Annotated in this window: 19 protein-coding genes; 6 read left to right on the forward strand and 13 right to left on the reverse strand. The window is 31.5% G+C overall.

All coding sequences use genetic code 11. The annotated features are described in order from the left end of the window. The first annotated feature begins 122 nt into the window (after positions 1 to 122). From K8354_RS08980 to gldG, 5 genes are all read left to right on the forward strand, one after another. The gene (locus tag K8354_RS08980) at positions 123 to 983 is read left to right on the forward strand and encodes an SAM hydrolase/SAM-dependent halogenase family protein (protein WP_223447413.1); all 861 of its coding nucleotides are present in this window, start codon (positions 123 to 125) and stop codon (positions 981 to 983) included. A 4-nt stretch (positions 984 to 987) separates the two neighbouring features. Continuing rightward, a complete protein-coding gene (locus K8354_RS08985; RefSeq protein ID WP_223447415.1) occupies positions 988 to 1,284 on the forward strand; it encodes a putative quinol monooxygenase in 297 nt (98 codons plus the stop codon). 2 nt (positions 1,285 to 1,286) lie between these two features. Beyond that, positions 1,287 to 1,817, forward strand: a complete 531-nt coding sequence (locus K8354_RS08990) for a GNAT family N-acetyltransferase (RefSeq protein WP_223447417.1) — start codon at positions 1,287 to 1,289, stop codon at positions 1,815 to 1,817. Between the two features lie 92 nt (positions 1,818 to 1,909). After that, complete coding sequence (gene gldF, locus K8354_RS08995) at positions 1,910 to 2,629, forward strand: gliding motility-associated ABC transporter permease subunit GldF (RefSeq protein WP_223447419.1); 720 nt, start codon at positions 1,910 to 1,912, stop codon at positions 2,627 to 2,629. Beyond that, positions 2,622 to 4,262, forward strand: a complete 1,641-nt coding sequence (gene gldG / locus K8354_RS09000) for a gliding motility-associated ABC transporter substrate-binding protein GldG (protein ID WP_223447421.1) — start codon at positions 2,622 to 2,624, stop codon at positions 4,260 to 4,262. Before gldF ends, gldG begins: the two co-directional genes overlap by 8 nt. 33 nt (positions 4,263 to 4,295) lie before the next feature. Here gldG and K8354_RS09005 read toward each other — a convergent pair whose 3' ends face one another. The 12 genes from K8354_RS09005 to K8354_RS09060 form a co-directional block, all read right to left on the reverse strand. Continuing rightward, a complete protein-coding gene (locus tag K8354_RS09005; RefSeq protein WP_223447424.1) occupies positions 4,296 to 5,060 on the reverse strand; it encodes an NAD(P)H-binding protein in 765 nt (254 codons plus the stop codon). 232 nt (positions 5,061 to 5,292) lie between these two features. Continuing rightward, positions 5,293 to 6,411 (reverse strand): ATP-binding protein, encoded by a 1,119-nt coding sequence (locus tag K8354_RS09010; protein WP_223447427.1) that lies wholly within the window; start codon positions 6,409 to 6,411, stop codon positions 5,293 to 5,295. Positions 6,412 to 6,770: 359 nt separating this feature from the next. Then, a complete protein-coding gene (locus K8354_RS09015; RefSeq protein ID WP_223447429.1) occupies positions 6,771 to 7,166 on the reverse strand; it encodes a hypothetical protein in 396 nt (131 codons plus the stop codon). Between the two features lie 327 nt (positions 7,167 to 7,493). Further along, positions 7,494 to 8,891 (reverse strand): pyridoxal phosphate-dependent decarboxylase family protein, encoded by a 1,398-nt coding sequence (locus K8354_RS09020; protein ID WP_223447432.1) that lies wholly within the window; start codon positions 8,889 to 8,891, stop codon positions 7,494 to 7,496. Between the two features lie 31 nt (positions 8,892 to 8,922). Continuing rightward, entirely contained in the window at positions 8,923 to 9,456 is a 534-nt protein-coding gene (locus K8354_RS09025) for a cysteine dioxygenase (protein ID WP_223447434.1), read from the reverse strand. Positions 9,457 to 10,433: 977 nt separating this feature from the next. Further along, positions 10,434 to 12,206, reverse strand: a complete 1,773-nt coding sequence (gene typA / locus K8354_RS09030) for a translational GTPase TypA (protein WP_223447436.1) — start codon at positions 12,204 to 12,206, stop codon at positions 10,434 to 10,436. A gap of 203 nt (positions 12,207 to 12,409) precedes the next feature. After that, positions 12,410 to 12,601, reverse strand: a complete 192-nt coding sequence (locus tag K8354_RS09035) for a hypothetical protein (protein WP_223447438.1) — start codon at positions 12,599 to 12,601, stop codon at positions 12,410 to 12,412. A 27-nt stretch (positions 12,602 to 12,628) separates the two neighbouring features. Then, positions 12,629 to 14,284, reverse strand: coding sequence for a T9SS type A sorting domain-containing protein (locus tag K8354_RS09040; RefSeq protein WP_223447440.1), 1,656 nt, complete (start codon positions 14,282 to 14,284; stop codon positions 12,629 to 12,631). Positions 14,285 to 14,984: 700 nt separating this feature from the next. Beyond that, positions 14,985 to 15,164 (reverse strand): hypothetical protein, encoded by a 180-nt coding sequence (locus K8354_RS09045; RefSeq protein WP_223447442.1) that lies wholly within the window; start codon positions 15,162 to 15,164, stop codon positions 14,985 to 14,987. Between the two features lie 27 nt (positions 15,165 to 15,191). Next, positions 15,192 to 16,832: a T9SS type A sorting domain-containing protein gene (locus K8354_RS09050; protein ID WP_223447444.1), complete on the reverse strand. Its 1,641-nt coding sequence runs from the start codon at positions 16,830 to 16,832 to the stop codon at positions 15,192 to 15,194. 553 nt (positions 16,833 to 17,385) lie between these two features. Continuing rightward, positions 17,386 to 17,673, reverse strand: a complete 288-nt coding sequence (locus K8354_RS09055; protein ID WP_223447446.1) for an LETM1 domain-containing protein — start codon at positions 17,671 to 17,673, stop codon at positions 17,386 to 17,388. Next, positions 17,673 to 18,836: a proline dehydrogenase family protein gene (locus tag K8354_RS09060; RefSeq protein WP_223447448.1), complete on the reverse strand. Its 1,164-nt coding sequence runs from the start codon at positions 18,834 to 18,836 to the stop codon at positions 17,673 to 17,675. Before K8354_RS09060 ends, K8354_RS09055 begins: the two co-directional genes overlap by 1 nt. Before the next feature lie 89 nt (positions 18,837 to 18,925). Here K8354_RS09060 and aroB point away from each other — a divergent pair, with 89 nt between their 5' ends. Further along, positions 18,926 to 19,984 (forward strand): 3-dehydroquinate synthase, encoded by a 1,059-nt coding sequence (gene aroB, locus K8354_RS09065; RefSeq protein WP_223447450.1) that lies wholly within the window; start codon positions 18,926 to 18,928, stop codon positions 19,982 to 19,984. A 115-nt stretch (positions 19,985 to 20,099) separates the two neighbouring features. Here the strand turns inward: aroB and K8354_RS09070 are convergent, their stop codons facing one another. After that, positions 20,100 to 20,552 carry a cold-shock protein gene (locus K8354_RS09070; protein WP_223447452.1) on the reverse strand — a complete coding sequence of 151 codons (453 nt, stop codon included), beginning with the start codon at positions 20,550 to 20,552 and terminating at the stop codon, positions 20,100 to 20,102. Positions 20,553 to 21,020 lie beyond the last annotated feature (468 nt).

The raw sequence follows: 21,020 nt of genomic DNA on the forward strand, positions 1-21,020 counted from the left end.
TTTGATTAAAATGTTAGTTTCAATTATTAAAATAAAAATAGGCATTAAAATTAGTAAAATGATTAGATTTGCCTAAAATAGTTTAAGATTTTTTACACAATTAATTAACAACAAAAAAGGGAATGTCTTTTATTACATTAACTACAGATTTCGGAACTAAAGACCATTTTGTTGGGGCTGTAAAAGGGGCTATTTACTCGGAGCTTGCTGATGCTAAAATTGTAGACATTACGCATCAAATATCACCATTTAACATTACGGAAACAGCCTATATTTTAAAGAATTCGTACAAAAGTTTTCCTGAAGGAACCATACATATTGTAGGTGTAGACTCTGAACTAAGTGACAACAATAAACATATTGCTTTAGAATTAGATAAACATTTTTTTGTTTGTCCGGACAACGGATTAATATCAATGATTGCTTCTGAAATTAATCCTACAAAAATTGTAGAAATTAATATTCATGACCGAATAGAAAGTAGTTTCCCTGTTTTAGATATTTTTGTAAAAGTAGCCTGTTTTATTGCAAGAGGCGGAAACTTAACGGTTATTGGTAAAGAGATAAAAGCATATAAGAAATTAATTGAAATTCAGCCAAAAGTAAACCGGGCACATAGTCAGATCATTGGTGGAGTCTTGTATATTGATAATTATGGGAATTTAATTAGCAATATCCGTAAAAAAATGTTTTTAGATATTGGTAAAGGACGTACGTTTAAAATAACAGCTTCTCGTTATTCTTTCGATAAAATTTATAATAAATACAGTGAAATTACCATAAATAACGACCATAATTTAAAGCTATTTGATGGCAATAAATTGGCCCTTTTTAACGCTGCTGGTTATTTAGAAATTGCAATTTATAGAAGTAATTTAAAATCAGTTGGTGGTGCATCTACGTTATTAGGTTTAGAATATAGAGATCCAATAATTATTAATTTTTTTACAGACTCTAAACCAGAATATACAACTCTAAAATAAAGGAATGTTTGTACGCATTGTAAAGATGAGTTTTCACTCAAAATATATTCAAGAATTTCTAGAAATGTTTGAAGAAAAAAAACAATTAATTAGAAATTCTGAGGGTTGTAACTTATTAGAATTATATCAAGATAAAAATAATCCTGAAATATTTTTTACCTATTCGTATTGGGAAAATGAAAGCGATATAGAGCGCTATAGAAATTCTGAGTTATTTAAAGAAACTTGGAAACAAACAAAAACATATTTTAATGATAAACCTCTAGCTTGGAGCGTACATAAAAAAGTAAGTTTACAATAATTATGAATTATAATTTTACACCTTTTCCTGTTTTAGAAACAGAAAGATTATCACTCAGAGCATTAAATTTAGACGATGCAAAATCTATTTTTGGCTTAAGAACCAACAAAGAGGTCAATGAGTTTATTGATAGAAAAACACCTAATAACCTTTCTGAAGCAAGAGCTTTTATTGATCTTATTTCTAATTTAACTGCCAATAACAAAGGTATTTTTTGGGTAATAGAATCCAAAAGTAATCATCAATTAATTGGTACAATTGGTTTACGTCATTTTGAAGATGAAGAAAATTATGCAGAGATTGGCTACGAATTAGATCCTGTTTACCAACAAAAAGGTTTTATGAGTGAAGCTTTTGAAGTAGTTTTAAATTTCGGATTTACAGATTTAGCATTAAATACAATTGAAGCTTTTACACATAAAAATAATATTCCTTCTATTGCGTTATTAAAGAAACAAAAATTTGTTCTACATCCTGAAAGAAGAGATGAAGGCTTTGAAAACAATCGTAGTTATCGATTAGAAAGTGCATAAAAAGAACAACCTTTAGGAAGACAACTTATTTAAGCGATTAAGGAATCTGCAAATTGAGATGAATTAATCATTAACAATTAAACATTTACGCATTGATTGCTATTTTAAAAAAAGAATTTAACTCATTTTTTGCATCTCCCATTGCATATTTGGTCATTGGAGTTTTCCTGCTAATTAATGGTTTATTTTTATTTGTTTTTAACGATGATTTTAATATCCTAAACGCTGGTTTTGCAGATATAACTCCATTTTTTTATTTAGCACCTTGGGTTTTTCTATTTTTAATTCCGGCTATTACGATGAAAAGTTTTGCTGATGAATTTAGTAACGGAACCATAGAATTACTGAAAACAAACCCACTATCTAATTGGCAAATCGTTTTAGGTAAGTTTTCAGCATCGCTACTTTTAATTACTATTTCAATTATCCCCACCTTAACATATATATATACTGTTTATAGTTTAGGAAATCCTGTTGGAAATATAGATTTTGGCAGTACCATTGGTTCTTATATAGGCTTGTTTTTTTTAGCAACAACCTACACTGCTGTTGGTTTATTTACGTCAACTTTATCTAAAAATCAAATTGTAGCTTTTATATTAGGTGTTTTTATCACATTTTTTCTTTTCTACGGATTTGATGCCATCGCAGCTTCTTTTGGCAACGACAGTTTAACGATTCAGAAATTAGGAATTAACGAACATTTTAAAAGTATTTCTAGAGGTGTTATAGATACAAGAGATATTATCTATTTTTTAAGTGTAACTTTTTTCTTTTTATTCATGACTAAAACACGTTTAGAAAATGAATAAGAACACAAAAAATATCGTATTTTTAATTATTGGATTGCTTGTTTTAAACGTTATCAACCAAGGGTTCTATAAGCGATTTGATTTAACTGCGGATAAACGCTACACACTTTCTAAAACTACTAATTTAATTCTTTCTTCAGTTGATAGACCACTCTTTATAACGATGTATCTAGAAGGCGATTTTCCTTCAGAATTTAAAAGATTACAGGTTGAAACACGCCAATATTTAGAAGAACTTTCAGCGGAAAACCCAAACATAAAAATCCATTTTGAAAACCCTGATGATCAAAGAGAAAGCCTGATAAAAAAAGGAATGATGCCAAGTCAATTAACTGTTGAAGAAGATGGTAAATTATCGGAAGCAATTATTTTTCCTTGGGCAGAAATCAATTTTGGTAAAAAAGCAACGATCGTTTCTCTCTTACCAACAGCTATTGTTGCCAGCCAAGAAGAACAATTACAAAAAGCAATTGAAAACCTAGAGTATGGTTTTAGCAACGCGATAAATTCAATTATTAAAACGAAAAATAAACGCATTGCTATTATTACGGGAAATGGCGAACTACAAGATATTTATCAATATAGTTTTTTAAGCGAAGTTTCTAAAAAATATAAATTAGCAAAATTTACGTTAGATTCTGTCGCCACAAATCCGCAGCAGACATTAAAAGATCTCACTACTTTTGATTTGGCAATTATTGCAAAACCGACTCAAAAATTTTCGGAAGAAGAAAAACTAACGTTAGATCAATTTATTACAAACGGAGGTAAAACTTTGTGGATGCTAGACAATGTGCAAGCAGATCAAGACAGTTTGTTTAATAGCGGAAAAATGTTAGCCTATCCTAGAGGTTTAAATTTAACCGATTTGTTATTTTCATACGGAATTCGACTTAACACCACACTGATTAAAGATTTATATGCTGCAAAAATTGCATTAGCGACTGGCAAAGTTGGCAACCAAACACAGTTTCAAAATTTAGATTGGTTTTACCATCCTTTAGTGGGCGGAAATCCGAATCATGCCATTACAAAAAACATTGCTCCTGTAAGATTACAATTTGCAAATCAGATAGATACTTTAAAAAATAATCTCAAAAAAACACCCTTATTAATGAGCTCGCCTTTAACTCAAAAAGTAGGAACACCTGCAATTATTGAGTTGCAATCTGTTGCTGATGAGCCTCAAGAAAAAGAATATATTTCAGGAAATCAACTATTTGCTATTTTGTTAGAAGGTGCTTTTAATTCGGGATATAAAAATCGAATAAAACCTTTTGAAACTTCACTTTTCAGAGAAAGTGCTATCAATAATAAAATGATTGTAATTGCTGATGGTGATGTTGGAAAAAATCAAATTTTAAAAGGACAACCAACAGATTTATCAAGAGATAAATGGACCAACGAACAATTTGGAAATAAAGATTTCCTATTAAATGCTGTTGACTATTTGTTGGATGATTCTGGTTTGATGGCGTTAAGAAATAAGACTTTAAAAATTAACATGCTCGATAAACAAAAAGCTTTTAAAGAACGTACTTTTTGGCAGTTTTTGAATATTGGTTTGCCCTTCATATTCCTCTTTGCATTTGGAATTATATTTACTTATTTGCGTAAACGAAAGTATAGTTAATCGTTATAACCGGTTCCTTTTTCTCCTATTTTTTTAAAGGGGCTTTAGTAAATCATCATGAATAAAGGTATACCCTAAAACTTGTTGTACTTTTTTAGAACTGATAATTTTCCATTTATAAATCTCGTTATTTTCGAATTGTGGCATTTCGAGACCCATACTTAATTTGGCTGTGGTATAAAACTCCCTTCTTGTTGGGTGATGATTTGAACATACATTAAAAGTTTCATTCCAACAATTTTGAGCAATAATCGTATGGATAATTTCAATACAATCTTCCCGGTGAACCATATTTACGAATCCGTTTGGTTGTGGAATTTTTCGCCCGTTTTTAAACCAATTTGCAGGGTGTCTTTCACCACCAAACAAACCAGCAAAACGAATAATGGTGGTTTCAAAAAAAGTAGTATCTCTAAATAAATTTTCAATTTCTGTTAACGGTGTTTCTAAAACAGCATCTTCTTCTGTCATTACCTTATTTAAACTAGGGTATACAGAAGTTGAACTGATAAAAATTACTTTCTGAATTTTAGAATCCTGAATTTGAGCAAGCAAGCGCTCAAATCCGTCAATATCTTTAGAGGTAATTGCAATAATTAAAATATCGGTATCTAAAAAAGCATCGAATTTCTCAAAATCACTAATATCAACCAAAAAAGCTTCCATATTATGAGACTCTAAATCCGCTAATTTCTCTTCGGAAGTTGTTGAACCTTTTACATGAAAACCATCCTCTAAAAAAGAAATTGCCAAAGGTTTTCCTAACCAGCCAGCCCCTAAAATACTAACGCTATTCATAAACTAAAACTAAATATGTTTCAACTTTATCAAAAAAAATAAAGCTGATTTTTAAAATAATTATGCAAATCTACAGGCTTTAAATGAAAAAAGTGGTGAATTATTTGATGTTTTTTTATTAGCTATATGTTTCAATAAAAACTAAAAAAAACCGCAAGTTGGCAATGGCTTCTTAATACATAACAAAAAAATAATCAACATAGAGAAAATAAACTGAATTAAATGATTGATTTTAAACACATGGCAATTCAACATAAAAAATTGTTCCTTCTTGATCATTACTAATAAAACCAATGTTCCCTTTTAAATAGTTTTCGCCCAATAGTTTCATACTGTAAGTCCCTAGACCTCTATTTCTACCTTTCGTTGAAAATGAACGTTGAAAAATTTGTTTTTGCACATCCTCTGGAATAACCTTTTTATTATGTACCCAAAACCTAGCGATATCGCACTTTTTAGTGGAGCCTATACTAATTACAGCGTCGGCATTACCTTCAGCTTCAGCAGCATTTTTTAGCATATTTACTAGTATTCTTGACAATAAAACTTTATCACTAATTAAAGTTATGTTCTCGCTATTTGGCAGTTTTGCAATATTTGCCTTTAATTCTTTATTGCTTGAAATAAGGCTTGCAGCTTCATCAATAACATCATTTGATTGTAATTCTAAATTATTAACTTCTAGCTCACCAGATTCAGCAGATAAGATATTCCTAAAGGATAAAATTTGTTCAAGTAAAACTTTACTCGCTTTACCGATGATATCTATAACTTCTTTTTTCGATTCCTCATTCTCAGAGAATTCCAAAACGTCAGAGAGGCCACTTATTCCTCCTGCTGAATTCACCAAATCGTGTATAAATATTTTTTCCAATTGCAGTTTTCTTTTCTCAGAACTGATGTCTGTGAGCGTTACAATATAAAACTGACTGCTCGCCAAACTTACTGGTACAGAGGTTACGGATAATTCTAACGGAACTGTAAGCCCCTTTTTAACGGTTGTTATTCGTGCTTCCTTTGAAACTTTTTCATTTGTTTTTGCACTTTGCAAAATAGTTTTAAGTAAACCACATACATCGCAAGAGACTGAGTTACCGCAACCATGAGGAGACTCTTTTGAATGTACACAAGATATAACTTCTCCAGGCCTTTCACCCAACAGCCCTATTTCAGAGGTCAGTTCAAACGTTTTTAAAAAATCATTACTAGCAAATATTATTTGTCGGTTGCTATTTAAAACGACCGTTACCGTAGAAATAGAATTAAATATGCCCGTGAAGAATCCTAACGAGTCAATTATAAGCCTTTCATTTTTTACCTCTTCAATAGATTGTCTTGTTTGTAGATCCATTCCCAAAATTTTATACCGTTAATTCTAAAAATTATATTTGAAATATTTCTATGTAAAAATAAAGTTTAAATTTAAAAATTTATATGACAAAAATCACAAAATTCTTGGGTATAAATTCTCTCTTAAAAAAGCCTGTAAGGACCAACACTTTAGATTATGTTGTATAAATCCTTGAATAATTTTGCTAAAAACGAGCAAAAACGCCAGTATTTTTTTTTAATTGATAAACGGTTTAAAATATTTAACGCTAGAAGACAGCTATAAATACAATAATTAATTTACGTAGTTTTAGAGGCATCATCAATGCCCAATATTAGATGTGTCAAATCTATTTCAGTATAATACAAGAAAAAAATAATTTATGAGTCTTTTGATTCCATTGTTTCTTGCAAAATTTCTGGTAATTTATTTTTAAAACTTGCTGCATTCTCTCGGTAAGAAACTAATTTTTGTTTCGAAATCATCACTAATAAATCTTGCTGTAATGTAAATAAAGTTCCTGTCCTGAAAGATTCCATAAGTAAGCTTTCTAATTCGAGCATAGCGTTTTTTAAAGAAAATTTTTTGTATTTATTTTCGGTGGCATGTCGATATTTAAATTCAAAAATCTCCTGACCATCAATGACAAATGCACGCACATAGACATTTAAAAGACCTTCTTTCTTTCTGAGCGGCTTACTTAAGGTTAATTTTACAAAAACATCGTCTTTAACACTCTGTTGCAATACTTCAAAAAAATGTTCAAGTTTATTCATGCTGTAAAGGTAAAATGTTTTACAACAAAAAACGTCACTTAAAAGGGACGTTTTTTAGACAATAAATATCATTGTTGTCGGATAAAAGATAAAAAGACCGCTTTCGCTGTTAGAATAAAGAACAAAGACTTGAATGTAACTAACTGAAAAACAATATTATTATGATTTTAAATTTTTCGATACATCATAAATTCTAAAGCGGTTTTAAAAGCAAGGTATGCTACTTTAAAGGCTCTTCAAAATCAATATTATCAATACTTTAAAACACTTTAGCTAATTTTAATCGGACAACACTAAATAAATCTATTTAAAATTTTAATAATTTTTCTATACGCTCAATACTTCTTGTTTTGCCAAGTTTGGTGTTTTCTCCACAAAATCTTCTAAAACAGCAAAGAAGTTCAAAATATCTTCTTTTTCGTTATTGGCGTTAATCGTTACCAATCTTATAAAGGTATCTTCTTGGAAAGAACCAAAACCAACTACTGTAATTTGGTTTTTATACAAGGCGGTACAAAGCGTCTTCGGATCTATATTTTTATAATTAAAACATACTGAAATGGAATCATTAAAACTATACAAAGTATAATCAGGATTGCTTCTAATATACGCTAAAGCAACCTCTGCTAATTCGAATTGTTGTTCTACAATTTCTTTTAAACCATTTGTTCCAACAGATTTCCAAAGCGTCCAAAACTTTAAGGCATCATTTCTACGTCCACATTGAAAAGAAGTTTTCCCTAAATTAAAATCATCACCATCTGTTTGATATAAATAATCAGCGTCATTACTAAACGAATTGTACAAATGTTTTTTATCATTCACTAAAATAATAGAACAGGTTAATGGTGTTCCTAACATTTTATGTGCATTGTAACTAAAAGAGTTCGATCTTTCTACTCCTTTTACCAAATGTTTGTATTGATCACTAAAAATTACGCTTCCGCAATAAGCACCATCAACATGCAACCAAATTTTATACTTTTCTGTAATATCTGCAATTTTATCAATCGGATCGAAAGCTCCGAGCACTGTTGTTCCGGCAGTAGCATTTACATAGGTCGGAATATCGCCGTTTTCAATATCTTTTAGAATTTGCTCCTCTAAATCCTCTGGAATCATTCTTCCTTTTGTATCTACCTTAATATAACGAATATTATTTCTCCCAATTCCGGCAAAACTTGCATTTTTATCATTTGAATAATGACATTCTTTAGAAGTATAAATAATCAATGGTTTCGTCATTCCATTTAATCTACAAGCAGGATCTTTAGCGTCACGCCCCATAATTAACCCCATATAATTACTCATAGAACCGCCAGTAGGAAATGTCCCATTACTTTTAGCTCCGTACCCAATTAAATTGCACGATTGTCTTATAATTTCTTGCTCAATACCCACTTGTGGTCCTGCAACTTTATAAGTATACATGCTATTATTTAGCATTACCGCTAATAAATCTCCTAAAATTGCTTTGCTTTGTCTTCCTCCAAAAAGCTGATTAAAAAATAAGTTTGTTGCCGTTTTTGGCGTAGAAATCAAAACTTCACGAAGTAAAGATTTAAACGCATCATCGATCATTCCACTCTTGTTTAGCGAAAGATCAATAGTATTGTATAATGCATTGGATTCTATTCTTTCTGCCACAGGGTTTTCTGCTTCTTCGTTGATTAAAACTTCCACAAGTTCATTAAATAAAATTAAATCACTTTTTAAATCTGCCATATAGTATTTTATCTTGTACTTTTATTATTGATTATGTAGGGGTATTGTAACACAAATTTTTGGAGACAAAAGTTTTTGATTTTTCATCAAACATGTTACATATTCGGATTGGCTTCGCATATAAATGAAGAGACATACTTCTTTTGTTAGCAATATTTTCTAATCGATGAAACCCCATAAAATCTTTCATATAGCTAATTTCATTCGCTTTTGAAATGGCTGTTTTTACAAGGTTCAAATGACCATTTTTATCTTGCTTATAAATGGTTTCTTTAAATTCACCTTCGATAATTTTTACCCAGCATTCTTCTCCACCATGATCGTGAATAGCTGTTCGATGCCCTTCGCACCAACATAGTAAGATTAATTGAAATTTATCTGTATCTACAATACAATTTCGAGTGTAGCATTCTTCAGACCACGAAGCATAATTCTCAACGTCGGTCTTTTGGAGTTTTGTAGTATGTATTATGTGATTAAAAGTCGTCCTCTCCCCTTCCGAAAGCGCCGTAATTAAATCGTTTAAAGTTTGAAGTGTTGTTGTGGTATTTTCGTTTGAATTCAAAATAATAGATTCTTTTTGTTATTCATTTAATGCACAAACCCAAAGTTTTTCCCTAAGTATAACTACATAATTGAGCTCATGTATGTAAAAACACAATTTTTCAAATATAGTCAATTTTAGCCTTTTTTATTCAATTTTTAGCAATTTATAAAGAATTTAAAACTAAAATCATCAAAAATATCATTTTTTTGACTCATTTTAAAAATCTTCAAAATCTTGTTTTCATCTACTTTGTAAGATTTTTTAAGATCATAACTCAGTAAAAATAAACCACAACAATATAGCATAATGAAAGGTTCAAATTTCATCATCAAAATAACTGAAATGCGTCTATATGTTGTGTTATTTTTCTAATCGGAATTCTAGCTTATAGCCGCATAAAAAGCATGAGCAAGTGCTATATTGATGGTAATAAAATGGGATTTTAGGCAGTTGCCTTTTCCGTAAAAGCAGTAAGAATTTGGTTGGCTATTAATTGAAGTTCCTACACCTTCTTTTGCTGTATTGATGTTTGTTGGTGGTACTGTTTCAAAAAACACCCTCTAAGAATTGACGCTAATAAAGAATTTCTTGAAACAAACTATACTCAAGGCAGCCCCATAGAGGTAGCCGCCTGCCGGCAGCCAGGTTTCGCACGTTTCATACTGAATCAAGTTGAGCACAAGCTTTGACCTAAAAAGGTCATAAACCAAAATTCTATTATTTAGATTCCCGTTACCCAATCTAGTTGAGCATAAATTTCACGGGAATGACAATTTCAATGCCCCCCCAGGCAGCCCATCGAGGAATTCTTTTCGATTAAAATGATTGAAGAAATTGATGCGCAATCTAAAAGATAAAAAACATTGAAAATAAAAGCGTTTATCATTTGAATTTAGTGGTATCACTCATAAAAAAAGCTCAAGAACTAAATCTTGAGCTTTTGGGTTTATAATTTTAAGATTTCTCTTATCATCAAAATATTTATAGAAAATAAATTATGGTCTAAAAACAATCTTACGCATACGCAAGCTTTCTGGAGTAACCTCTAAATATTCATCAGCCTTAATATATTCCATATTTTCCTCTAAAGAGAAATCTATTTTTGGTGCGATTTTCATGGCATCATCTGTACCAGATTTACGCATGTTTGTTAATTGCTTTCCTTTAATTAAATTCACAGCCATGTCATCAGATTTACTGTTCTCTCCAATTACTTGACCAATATAAATTTCTTCGTTAATATCGATAAAGAAGCGACCTCTATCTTGCAAACGATCTAAAGCATACGCTGTAGCTTTACCCGCAGCAGAAGAAACAATTGCTCCTTTAATTTCTTCAGAGAACTCTCCTTTAAAAGGACCGTATTCACTAAATCTATGATTTATGATGGCAGTACCAGCGGTTGCCGTTAAAATCTTATTACGCAAACCTATTAAACCTCTCGAAGGAATCGTGAATTCTAAATGTTGTAAATCGCCTTTTGGCTCCATGACCAATAAATCGCCTTTTCTTAAAGAAACTAAATTAATTGCTTTAGAAGCAACATCTTCAGGAACATCAATAGAAAGGGTTTCATAAGGTTCAGATTTTACACCATCAATATCTTTTATAATTACTTGAGGTCTTCCTACTTGTAATTCATAGCCTTCTCTTCGCATGGTTTCGATTAATACTGATAAGTGTAAAACTCCACGTCCGTAAACGTTAAATTTATCTTCACTATCTGTTGTATCTACGCGTAAAGCAAGGTTTTTTTCCATTTCTTTAAACAACCTGTCACGCAAATGACGAGACGTTACAAACTTACCTTCTTTACCAAAGAAAGGAGAGTTGTTAATTGTAAATAACATACTCATGGTAGGTTGATCTACTTCAATTCTTGGCAAGGCTTCCGGATTTTCTAAATCTGCAATCGTATCTCCTATTTCAAAACCTTCTAATCCCGTAATTGCACAGATATCTCCACTTCTAACTTTATCTGTTTTGGCTTTACCCATCCCTTCAAAAATATGAAGTTCTTTAATTCTTACTTTTTTAGTAGAGCCATCTGCCTTCATTAACATATAATCTTTACCTTCTTCCAAATCTCCTCGAAAAACACGACCAATAGCAATTCTACCTGTAAAAGCAGAAAAATCTAACGATGTAATTTGCATTTGTGGCGATCCTTCTCTGTAAGGCGCTTCTGGTATCGATTCAATTACAGCATCTAATAAATCTAAAATATCTTCTTTTGGGTCTTTCCAATCTGTAGACATCCAACCGTTTTTAGCAGAACCGTAAATAGTTGCAAAATCTAATTGATCTTCTGTTGCGTCTAAAGCAAACATTAAATCAAATACTTTTTCGTGTACTAAATCAGGAGTACAGTTTTCTTTATCAACTTTATTGACAACAACAATTGGCGTTAATCCTAACTCTAAAGCCTTTCCTAACACAAAACGAGTTTGTGGCATAGGACCTTCAAACGCATCTACTAAAAGCAAAACACCATCTGCCATTTTTAATACGCGCTCCACCTCTCCTCCAAAATCGGCGTGACCAGGAGTATCAATTACATTAATTTTTACATCCTTATAATTTACTGATACATTTTTAGAAAGAATAGTAATTCCTCTTTCTCTTTCTAAATCATTATTGTCTAACAATAAATCGGTACGTTCTTTACGGTCGTCTAAAATTTTTGCCTGATCTATAATTTTATCTACCAAAGTAGTTTTTCCGTGATCGACATGGGCAATAATTGCGATGTTTCTTATTGATTGCATTTGTGCTTTCTTAAATTTCGTGCAAAAATAGTGGTTTACAGCCGATATATTTGTTTTTTTTCTATTTATTTTATATCGTTTATTGTATGATAAAAATCTAGTACTTAAAAGAAGCACAAAAAAGTTTTGCGCATAAAAAAAACCATCAAAAATTATTTTTTTGACAGTCTTTTTTTCTGTTTATTTATATGATATTTTGCTAATTAAAACCCATCTCCTCCTTGTGCTGGTGGTTCACTTCCAGGTGAGGATGCTTGGGATTTTTGAGGGTTTAAAAATATATAAGTTCCTAAAGCAGTTAAAGCAGCATACTTACCATAATCCCCTATTATTTTAATAGCCTCTTTACGTGTAATTTCTTCAGGAGTATCTTGTGTTTTATTATTTTTTTTCATAATAATTAGTTTTTAAAAGTATCTTGATTATTCTAAAATTATTTTTTTATTCAATATCCCGTCTGATGTTTCTAGCTTTACAAAATAAATTCCTTTCGAAATATCATTCGGTATCGCAATGTCTTTCGTGCCCATAGCCTCAAAAGAGGTACTTAACACTTGTTTACCAAGTAAATTATACATTTCTACAGTAGCCTCTCCTTGAGTTAAGCCTGTTATTCTTAAGTTGGCATTGTTCACTTTATATATTTGAACTGTTGATAACCATTCATTGGTATCGACACTTAAAGCATCTTGGGTGGTATGCATGTAAAAGCGACCTACACCGTCTAAAGCATTTTCTGTGGTGGCTTTGTAAGTACTATTGGCTTCGTCTAAACGAGTAAAAGTATTGGTAACACGATCCTCTAAGGTTATTTGTATATTTTCATCAAAATTAGAAGCCTCTAGGGAAAATACAATTTCGCTATCTGCTACTGCGGTTACACCCACAGGCACTATAAAGCTTTCTATATTTGTATCTGGTAAGGTTTGTATTTCTAATTTTTGACCCTCACTACCCTCTACTAATTCTGTATAGATAGAAAAATCATCGTTGTCTGAGAATAAAGAAGAATCAGATCCGTTATCGAACCCTGTAGTTCTATTTTCTGCGTAAAATACTCTCGTGGATCTCATAGTACCATTATTATCTAAAAATAACTCATAGGTTGCAAAAGGAATTGATTTACTACCAAACGTATCGGCAGCATCATGACTTAAGTTGTTGGTTCTAGAAAATGAAGCCGAACCTCCTGTTCCGTTGGCTCGCACGAAAAAGCCTTGACCAGGAGCAATTTTTATAGGGCTAACATCGTTGTATGCTGTATAACCTGACCCACTGCGTACCCAAACCGTTTCTTGAGTAAGTCTAGCCGTATTCGCTGCCAAGAAGTTAATAACATTAAACGAAGCTGTAAAAGGGTTGCCTAAAAGTGTGAATGCATCTGTATTCAAGCCTACGGATGCTGAACTAGCAAGCGACCCAAACATCTCTAGGGATTTATCAGAAATCAAGTTCACTGATACACCTGTACCTGCAGACATACTGGGACCAAAAAAACCAACAGAAGATATGTAAGACCATGCAGTTCCATTGTATCCGGCAACAGCAGCGTTATTCCCGAATGAAGGATGAGCATTACCAGTTATAAAAGTTGCAGTACCTCCATTATCGTTAAACAAATCATTACCACTATAACCTTCAACAGGCGCAGCAATTAAATACCAGCCACCTCCAGTTACAAATCTCTTGTAAGTTATATTTCCTGACCTAGTACCATTAAAAATTAAGGTACCAGAATCTGAAGCAGTTGAATTTATTGTTACACTACCACCAGTATTGATGTTTAAGGCCCCATCTACTGTTAACCCACCATCACTATCAATCGTTAAGATAGCACCATCCTGCACTGTCAAAGCTGCCGAAACCGCTGTGATGGCGGATATAGTAGGCTGGTTTGCTGGCGCCGACGGTATCACAACATCATCTGTTGCTAATGGCACTGTCCCATCACTCCAATTTGCTGCAGTATTCCAGTTTGTACTCGAAGAACCATTCCAAGTGTTAGTTTGTCCTAGCATAGTGCTAGTAAACAACAATAGTGTTGCCACGCCTAAAAATTTAAGTAGTTTTCTTTTCATCTTTTTTTTTGTTTTTATTATTGTTTTTAATCTATACTTCCTTTAGCAAGTCTAAAACTCACATAAATTTATAACTATGTAACGAATCCCTAATTTTCTGGTTGTAACCTAACGCTACCCTCCAAACTTCGATTTGGGATTTTTTTAATTTAAAATTATTTTAATTAACATAAAAAATAATCGAATATTTAGTTTTTGTTTTCACTAAAAAGTATTATATAGTGCAAAAATAAACAAATATCTCTAAATGATAGAGAATTATAGTTAATTCTTAAAAATTATTTTTCAATAAAAAAGCGATATATTATAAGATTAAACTATATGCTTTATCTCTATACTTTGTAAAGTTTAAAGAATTAGGCATAACGGTTTAAATTTCATCCAATTTTCAAAATTAGTTTCTTTTTAGGTTCCTTTTTATCAAAAAAAAATGGCATTCATCGCTCTGTGCACTTCGTTTTAATTTCAAGGTATCAAGCAAGAATTTGTTCTCTTTAAACGCTGTTACAAAATTAAATGGATAGTCAACTTGCACTAAAAATGGGTAATGAAAAATAGTAAGAACTTATAGAACTTGAAGTTACCGTTGAAATGTAATTTAAATTGACATGAAACTAAAAAAAGTTGTGAGCATAAAAAAGACTATCAAAAATTATTTTTTTGATAGTCTTTTTTATATGTTTCATCAGCTGATAGTATGCTAATCAAAGTCATCTCCTACTCCTGGAGGTGAAGCTGCTTGAGCTTTTTGAGGACTTAAAATCATATAGGTTCCTAATGCGGTTAAAGCAGCATACTTGCCATAATTCCCCATTTTTTTTATCGCCTCTTTTCGTGTAATTTCCACGGGAGCATCTTGTGTTTTATTATTTTTTTTCATAATAATTCGTTTTTAAAAGTATCTTGATTATTCTAAAATTATTTTTTTATTCAATATTCCATCTGCTGTTTCTAGCTTTACCAAATAAATTCCTTTCGAAATATCATGAGGTATTGTAATGTCTTTAGTGCCTATGGCCTCAAAAGAAGTACTTAATATTTGTTTACCAAGTATATTATACATCTGAACAGTAGCATCTCCTTGAGTTAAACCTGTTATTCTTAAGTTTGCATTGTTCACCTTATATATTTTAACTGTTGATAACCAGTCATTTGTATCGACACTTAACGCAGATTGCGTTGTATGCATGTAAAAGCGACCCACACCGTCTAAATCAGTTTCTGTAGTAGCTTTGTACGTACTATTGGCTTCATCTAAACGAGTAAAAGTATTGGTAAGTCTATCCTCTAAAGTTATGTTTATATTCTCATCGAAATTAGAAGCCTCTATAGAGAAAATAATTTCGCTATCTGCTAATGCTTTTACGCCCACAGGCACTACAAAGCTTTCTATATTTGTATCCGGTAAGGTTTGTATTTCTAGTTTTTGCCCTTCACTACCCTCTACTAATTCTGTATATACAGAAAAATCATCGTCTTCTGAGAATAAAGAAGAATCAGATCCGTTATCGAATCCTGTCGTTCTATTTTCTGCGTAAAATACTTTCGTAGATCTAACAGTACCATTATTCTCTAAAGATAGCTCATAGTTTGCAAAAGGAATTGATTTACTGAACGTATCGGCAGCATCATGACTTAGAGTAGCTCTAGAAAACGCAGCCGAACCTCCTACTGAATTCGCTAGCACAAAGAAACCTTGACCAGGTGCAATTTTTATAGATGTCACACTGTTATGTGCCGTGTAACCTGATCCGCCGTGGACCCAAACTGTATTTTCTGTAAGTCTTGCCCCATTCGTTGTTAAGAAGGCTTCAGCATTTAGCGAAGCTGTATAAGGGTTGCCTAAAAGGTTGAATGTATCTGCAATCAAACTCTTTGATACTGAACCTCTAAGAGTCCCTGACATTACTAGGGATGCAGAAGAAATCAAATTTACTGACACACCAGTACCTGCTGACATACTAGGACCACCAAAACCAAGATTAGACATGTACGACCAAGCTGTTCCGTTGTATCCCCCAATAGCAAGGTTAGAGCCCGCTACAGGATGAGCCCCCCCTTGTATAAAAGTTGAAGTACCACCATTATCGGTAAACAAAGCAGTACTAGTTACATTTGCAACAGGAGCAGAAAGGAAATACCAAGCACCTCCAGGTACAAATCTATTATACGTCACACTTCCTGAGGTAGCACCAGTAACGATTAAAGTACCAGAACTTGAAGTACTTGAATTTACTGTTAAATCACCAAAAATAGCTAAATTTCCATCTACAGTTAACCCACCACCGCTATTAATGGTTACTAAAGAACTAGAGTCTATGGTTAAATTTCTCGCAAGCGCTAAAGTACCAGAACTTATAATAGGTTGGTTTGCGACATTTTCTATCAAAACATTATCCGTGTCTACTGGCACTGTACCGAAACTCCAATTTGTTGCAGTATCCCAGTCTGTATCCGTAGAACCATTCCAGGTATTTTGACCTAGCATACTATTAGTAAACAACAGTAGTGTTGCTATACCTAAAAATTTAAGTAGTTTTCTTTTCATTTTTTTTCTTTTTTTTATTATTGTTTTCAATTTTCACTTTTTTTTGGTGAGCGCCTAAAAGGCACATAAATTTGTCATTAAGTATCGTATCCCTAATTTTCTGATTGTAACTTAAAGGTATACAAACAATACTTAACAGTGTTTTTTTTTAAACCTACTCAACTTATAAAGTAAGCCTTTTAAAATTATTTTATTCAACAAAAAAATTCGAATATTTAGTTTTTTCACTAAAAAACATTATACGCTACGAAACTATACAAATATTTTTAAATTTTAGACCATTATAGTTTTTTTTTCTAATATTCTTTTTCAATAAAAAAGCAATTCACTAAAAGTTTAAACTATTTCTCTTATTTCTTTGCAGTATAAATTTAAGTCAGCAAGATACTTATTTAAACTTTATCAGGTTTTCTTAACTAGTTTATTTTTAGTTCTTTTCTATCAAAAATTTGGTATTCATCGGGGCTGTAAGCTTCCTTTTAATTGAAATGTATCAAAAAATAATCTAATATACGTATGCGAACTATAGATTGGAATTCGATCATGATTGGTATTATTTCGGAGGTTCTCGCTTAAAAGCAGAGGGTAAAATGTCTGGAAGTAATTTAATTAAAAGCGGCAATAATAAAGCACCTCCAGGAAGTAAAAAAACAGCAAGTGAAGGAATTGCTTTGCAAATATCTAATAATTGAATTTTTATTTTCTCTTTTTCTTCTGGCGTTAAATTTGTGCTCGCAGACTTCCTTATGAGATACATTGCTTCTTTACTCTGAGATAATTCTTGATACAATCTCCACTTATTTTTACGCAATAACACTTTTATCTCTTCTACGGTAGTCATTATAATTTTCTGCGTTTTCTTTCTGTATCTAACAAGTTTAATTCTCTACTCGTTTGTCCTGCTACAGAAGTGTTTTCTGCAGCTCTTCTAATTAAGTAGGGCATCACATCTTTTACAGGTCCAAAGGGTAAATATTTGGCAACATTATAACCTTCATTTGCCAAATTGTAACTTATATGATCACTCATACCAAATAATTGACCAAACCAAAGACGGTAATCATTATTTTTAATCTTATTTTTTTTTGCTAATTCCATCACCAAATAAGAACTATCTTCATTATGAGTTCCTACAAATAAAGCCATTTTAGGATGCTTCATCATATATGTTGTCGCTGCATCATAGTTTTTGTCTGTGGCTTCTTTGTTCTCGCAAATTGGTGAAGGGTATCCTTTTTCTTCGGCTCTTTCTCTTTCTTTTTCCATATAAGCGCCTCGAACAACTTTCATACCGATATAAAAATCTTTTTCTATAGCTTTTTTATGCAACGTTTTTAAATACTTCATCCTGTCATGTCTGTACATTTGAAGCGTGTTAAAAACAATCGCTTTCTCTTTGTTATATATTTCCATTAACTCTTCAATAAGCTCATCTGCAGCTTTTTGCATCCAGCTTTCTTCACCGTCAATTAATATAGGAACATCTTTTGCCAAAGCAGTTTTACATACGGTATGAAAACGTGCTTTTACCCTATTCCATTCTTCTTGTTCTTTATCTGTTAGTTTTTTTCCTTCGGTTATTTTCTGATACAGGGCAAAACGACCAAATCCTGTAGGCTTAAAAACAGCGAAAGGAATTGATTTTTTTTCTTCACAAAAATTAATGATTTTTAGAATTTTCTCTAATGCTTCATCAAAACTAGCTTCTTGATCCTTGCCTTCTACAGAATAATCTAAAACACTATGCACGTTTCCATTGGTATACATATTCTCTATAATCGGTAAACAATCGTCTTCTGTTATTCCCCCACAAAAATGATTAAAGACAGTAGCACGAATTACTCCCTGAATGGGCAAATTTAATTTTAAAGCAAATTTGGCAACCGCTCCACCAATTTTTACCAAAAGCTGATTTTTTATCATACTAAATAGAAAATAAGCTCGATTTAACTGGTAATCAGATTTTAATGCAAAAGCAATTTTAGTGTTATTAAAAATTTTCATAAAGTAGAATTAAAAAGTAACAAAGATACTTTAAGGAGACCTATAATTCAATAATTTATTTTTAATTTGCGCCTTTAACATCAACTACCATGAAAACCATACAAGCAGTTTCTTATCCTATTCATTTTCAAGAAGAAAGCTATCAAGAACTTGCTACTTTGATAGCGGAAAACAACTATTCTACTATTTTTATTTTGGTTGATGAAAATACTTTTGAACATTGTTATCCTAAATTTATTCCGAATTTAGCTACCGATAAGAGAATAGAAGTTATTGAAATTGAGTCTGGAGAAATTCATAAAAACCTAGAAACCTGCATGTGGGTTTGGAACGCTATTACGGAGTTAGGTGGTGATCGTAAAAGTGTTTTAATTACCTTAGGAGGTGGGGTTATTACAGACTTGGGGGGCTTTGTAGCTTCTTGTTTTAAGCGCGGAATTGACTTTATAAATATTCCGACTACCTTATTATCTATGGTTGATGCCTCTGTAGGTGGAAAAACTGGGGTTGATTTAGGGGTGCTAAAAAATCAAATTGGCTTATTTGCAAATCCTGAAATGGTGCTTGTTGATGACCGCTATTTAGAAACAGTTGCTCCTCGTGAAATTAAATCTGGAACTGCAGAAATTATTAAATACGGCATTACGTATGATGTAAAATTATTTAATGAAATCAAAAATAATTCAGCTTTAAAAATAAGTGATTTAATTTTTAGATCTATAGAAATAAAAAATGAAGTTGTCCTAAAAGATCCGAGAGAAAAAAACCTGCGTAAAATTCTAAATTTTGGTCATACTTTAGGGCATGCCATTGAATCTTTTTACCTAGAATCTGAAGACAAAGAAAACCTAACGCATGGAGAAGCTATTGCGATTGGCATGGTTTGCGAATGTTATATGTCATCAAAATTATTAAATTTTCCTGCAGAAAAACTTAAACAAGTCAAAGATCTTGTTGTTTCAATTTATGATAAAACAAATTTATTAAAAGAAGATTTTTCTGCAATTCTGGATTTATTAAAACACGATAAGAAAAACACAAACGGACAAGTAAACTTTGTACTTTTAAACGATTTTGAAGATTTTAAAATAGATTGTAACGTTCCAGAAGCTTTAATTATTGAAAGTATGGAGTTTTATAATGTATAAAGTTCTTAAGAAAAGAATCAAAGCAAAAAGATTGATTACTGAAGATCTATTTTACAAAAAAATCCTATCAATTTAAATTGATAGGATTTTTTTTTAATTTGAAAGAAAGTATTCTTTAGATTTTCTTAACTTTTACTGCATTCATTCCACGCATTCCTCTTTCTAATTCAAAAGAGACTTTATCGTTCTCTGCAATCTGATCTATTAAACCACTTACATGTGTAAAATATTTTTCACTATTTTCAGCGTCAATAATAAAGCCGAACCCTTTAGAAGTGTCAAAAAAGTTTACCTTTCCTTTTCTTACTGGGTCTTCTTCCGGCAAGTCTTCTTTTTTAGTTACAGATATTTGTATATCCTCTAACTCATACTCTACTTTTAATTCTGGATCTGGTGGTGTATCTGTTAAATTACCATTATGATCTACATACGCAAACTGAATACCAGAAGTTCCATGTTCTTCTTTTTCAGCTTTTCTTGCGTCCATTTTCTTCTGCTTATCTAAACGCTTTTTTAAACGTTTCTTTTCTTTCTCACTTTTACTAAAGGTTTGTTGCGATTTTGCCATTAACTATTTAAATGTTATTTTTTTTGGATTAAGTATTTTATATCTTTTGCGAGAAATAATCAATATTTATTTAGAATGCTAAAAAATAATGAACTACTAATTATTTGAGTGATAAAAGTAGATTTTTAAATGTAAAGCGCTGTCGCTTAATTTATAATAATTGAAAAATTTCTAACGGTACAAATATATTACAAAAAAACAAGTTTTACAAAAATGATTGAAATAATAAACTGAATTTGAAAACAGTACAAAAGAGTTATTTGAAAAAAGTAAGAAAAATAATATATTAACCTTATTACTGCACAAAAAAACATCAAAATTTTCGGTAAAACTTGGCAATATTTCTTTAAAAAAAAGGTATTTTATGCTATTGGATCTAAAATTTAGTTTCTATGAACTGTAGGAAATAGTTATGAATTTAAAATATGTTAAATAAAATATAAAAAAAAAGATTCTTTGTGAAAGTGA

Origin of the sequence: Polaribacter litorisediminis, from assembly GCF_019968605.1 — a bacterium.
GTDB lineage: Bacteria > Bacteroidota > Bacteroidia > Flavobacteriales > Flavobacteriaceae > Polaribacter > Polaribacter litorisediminis.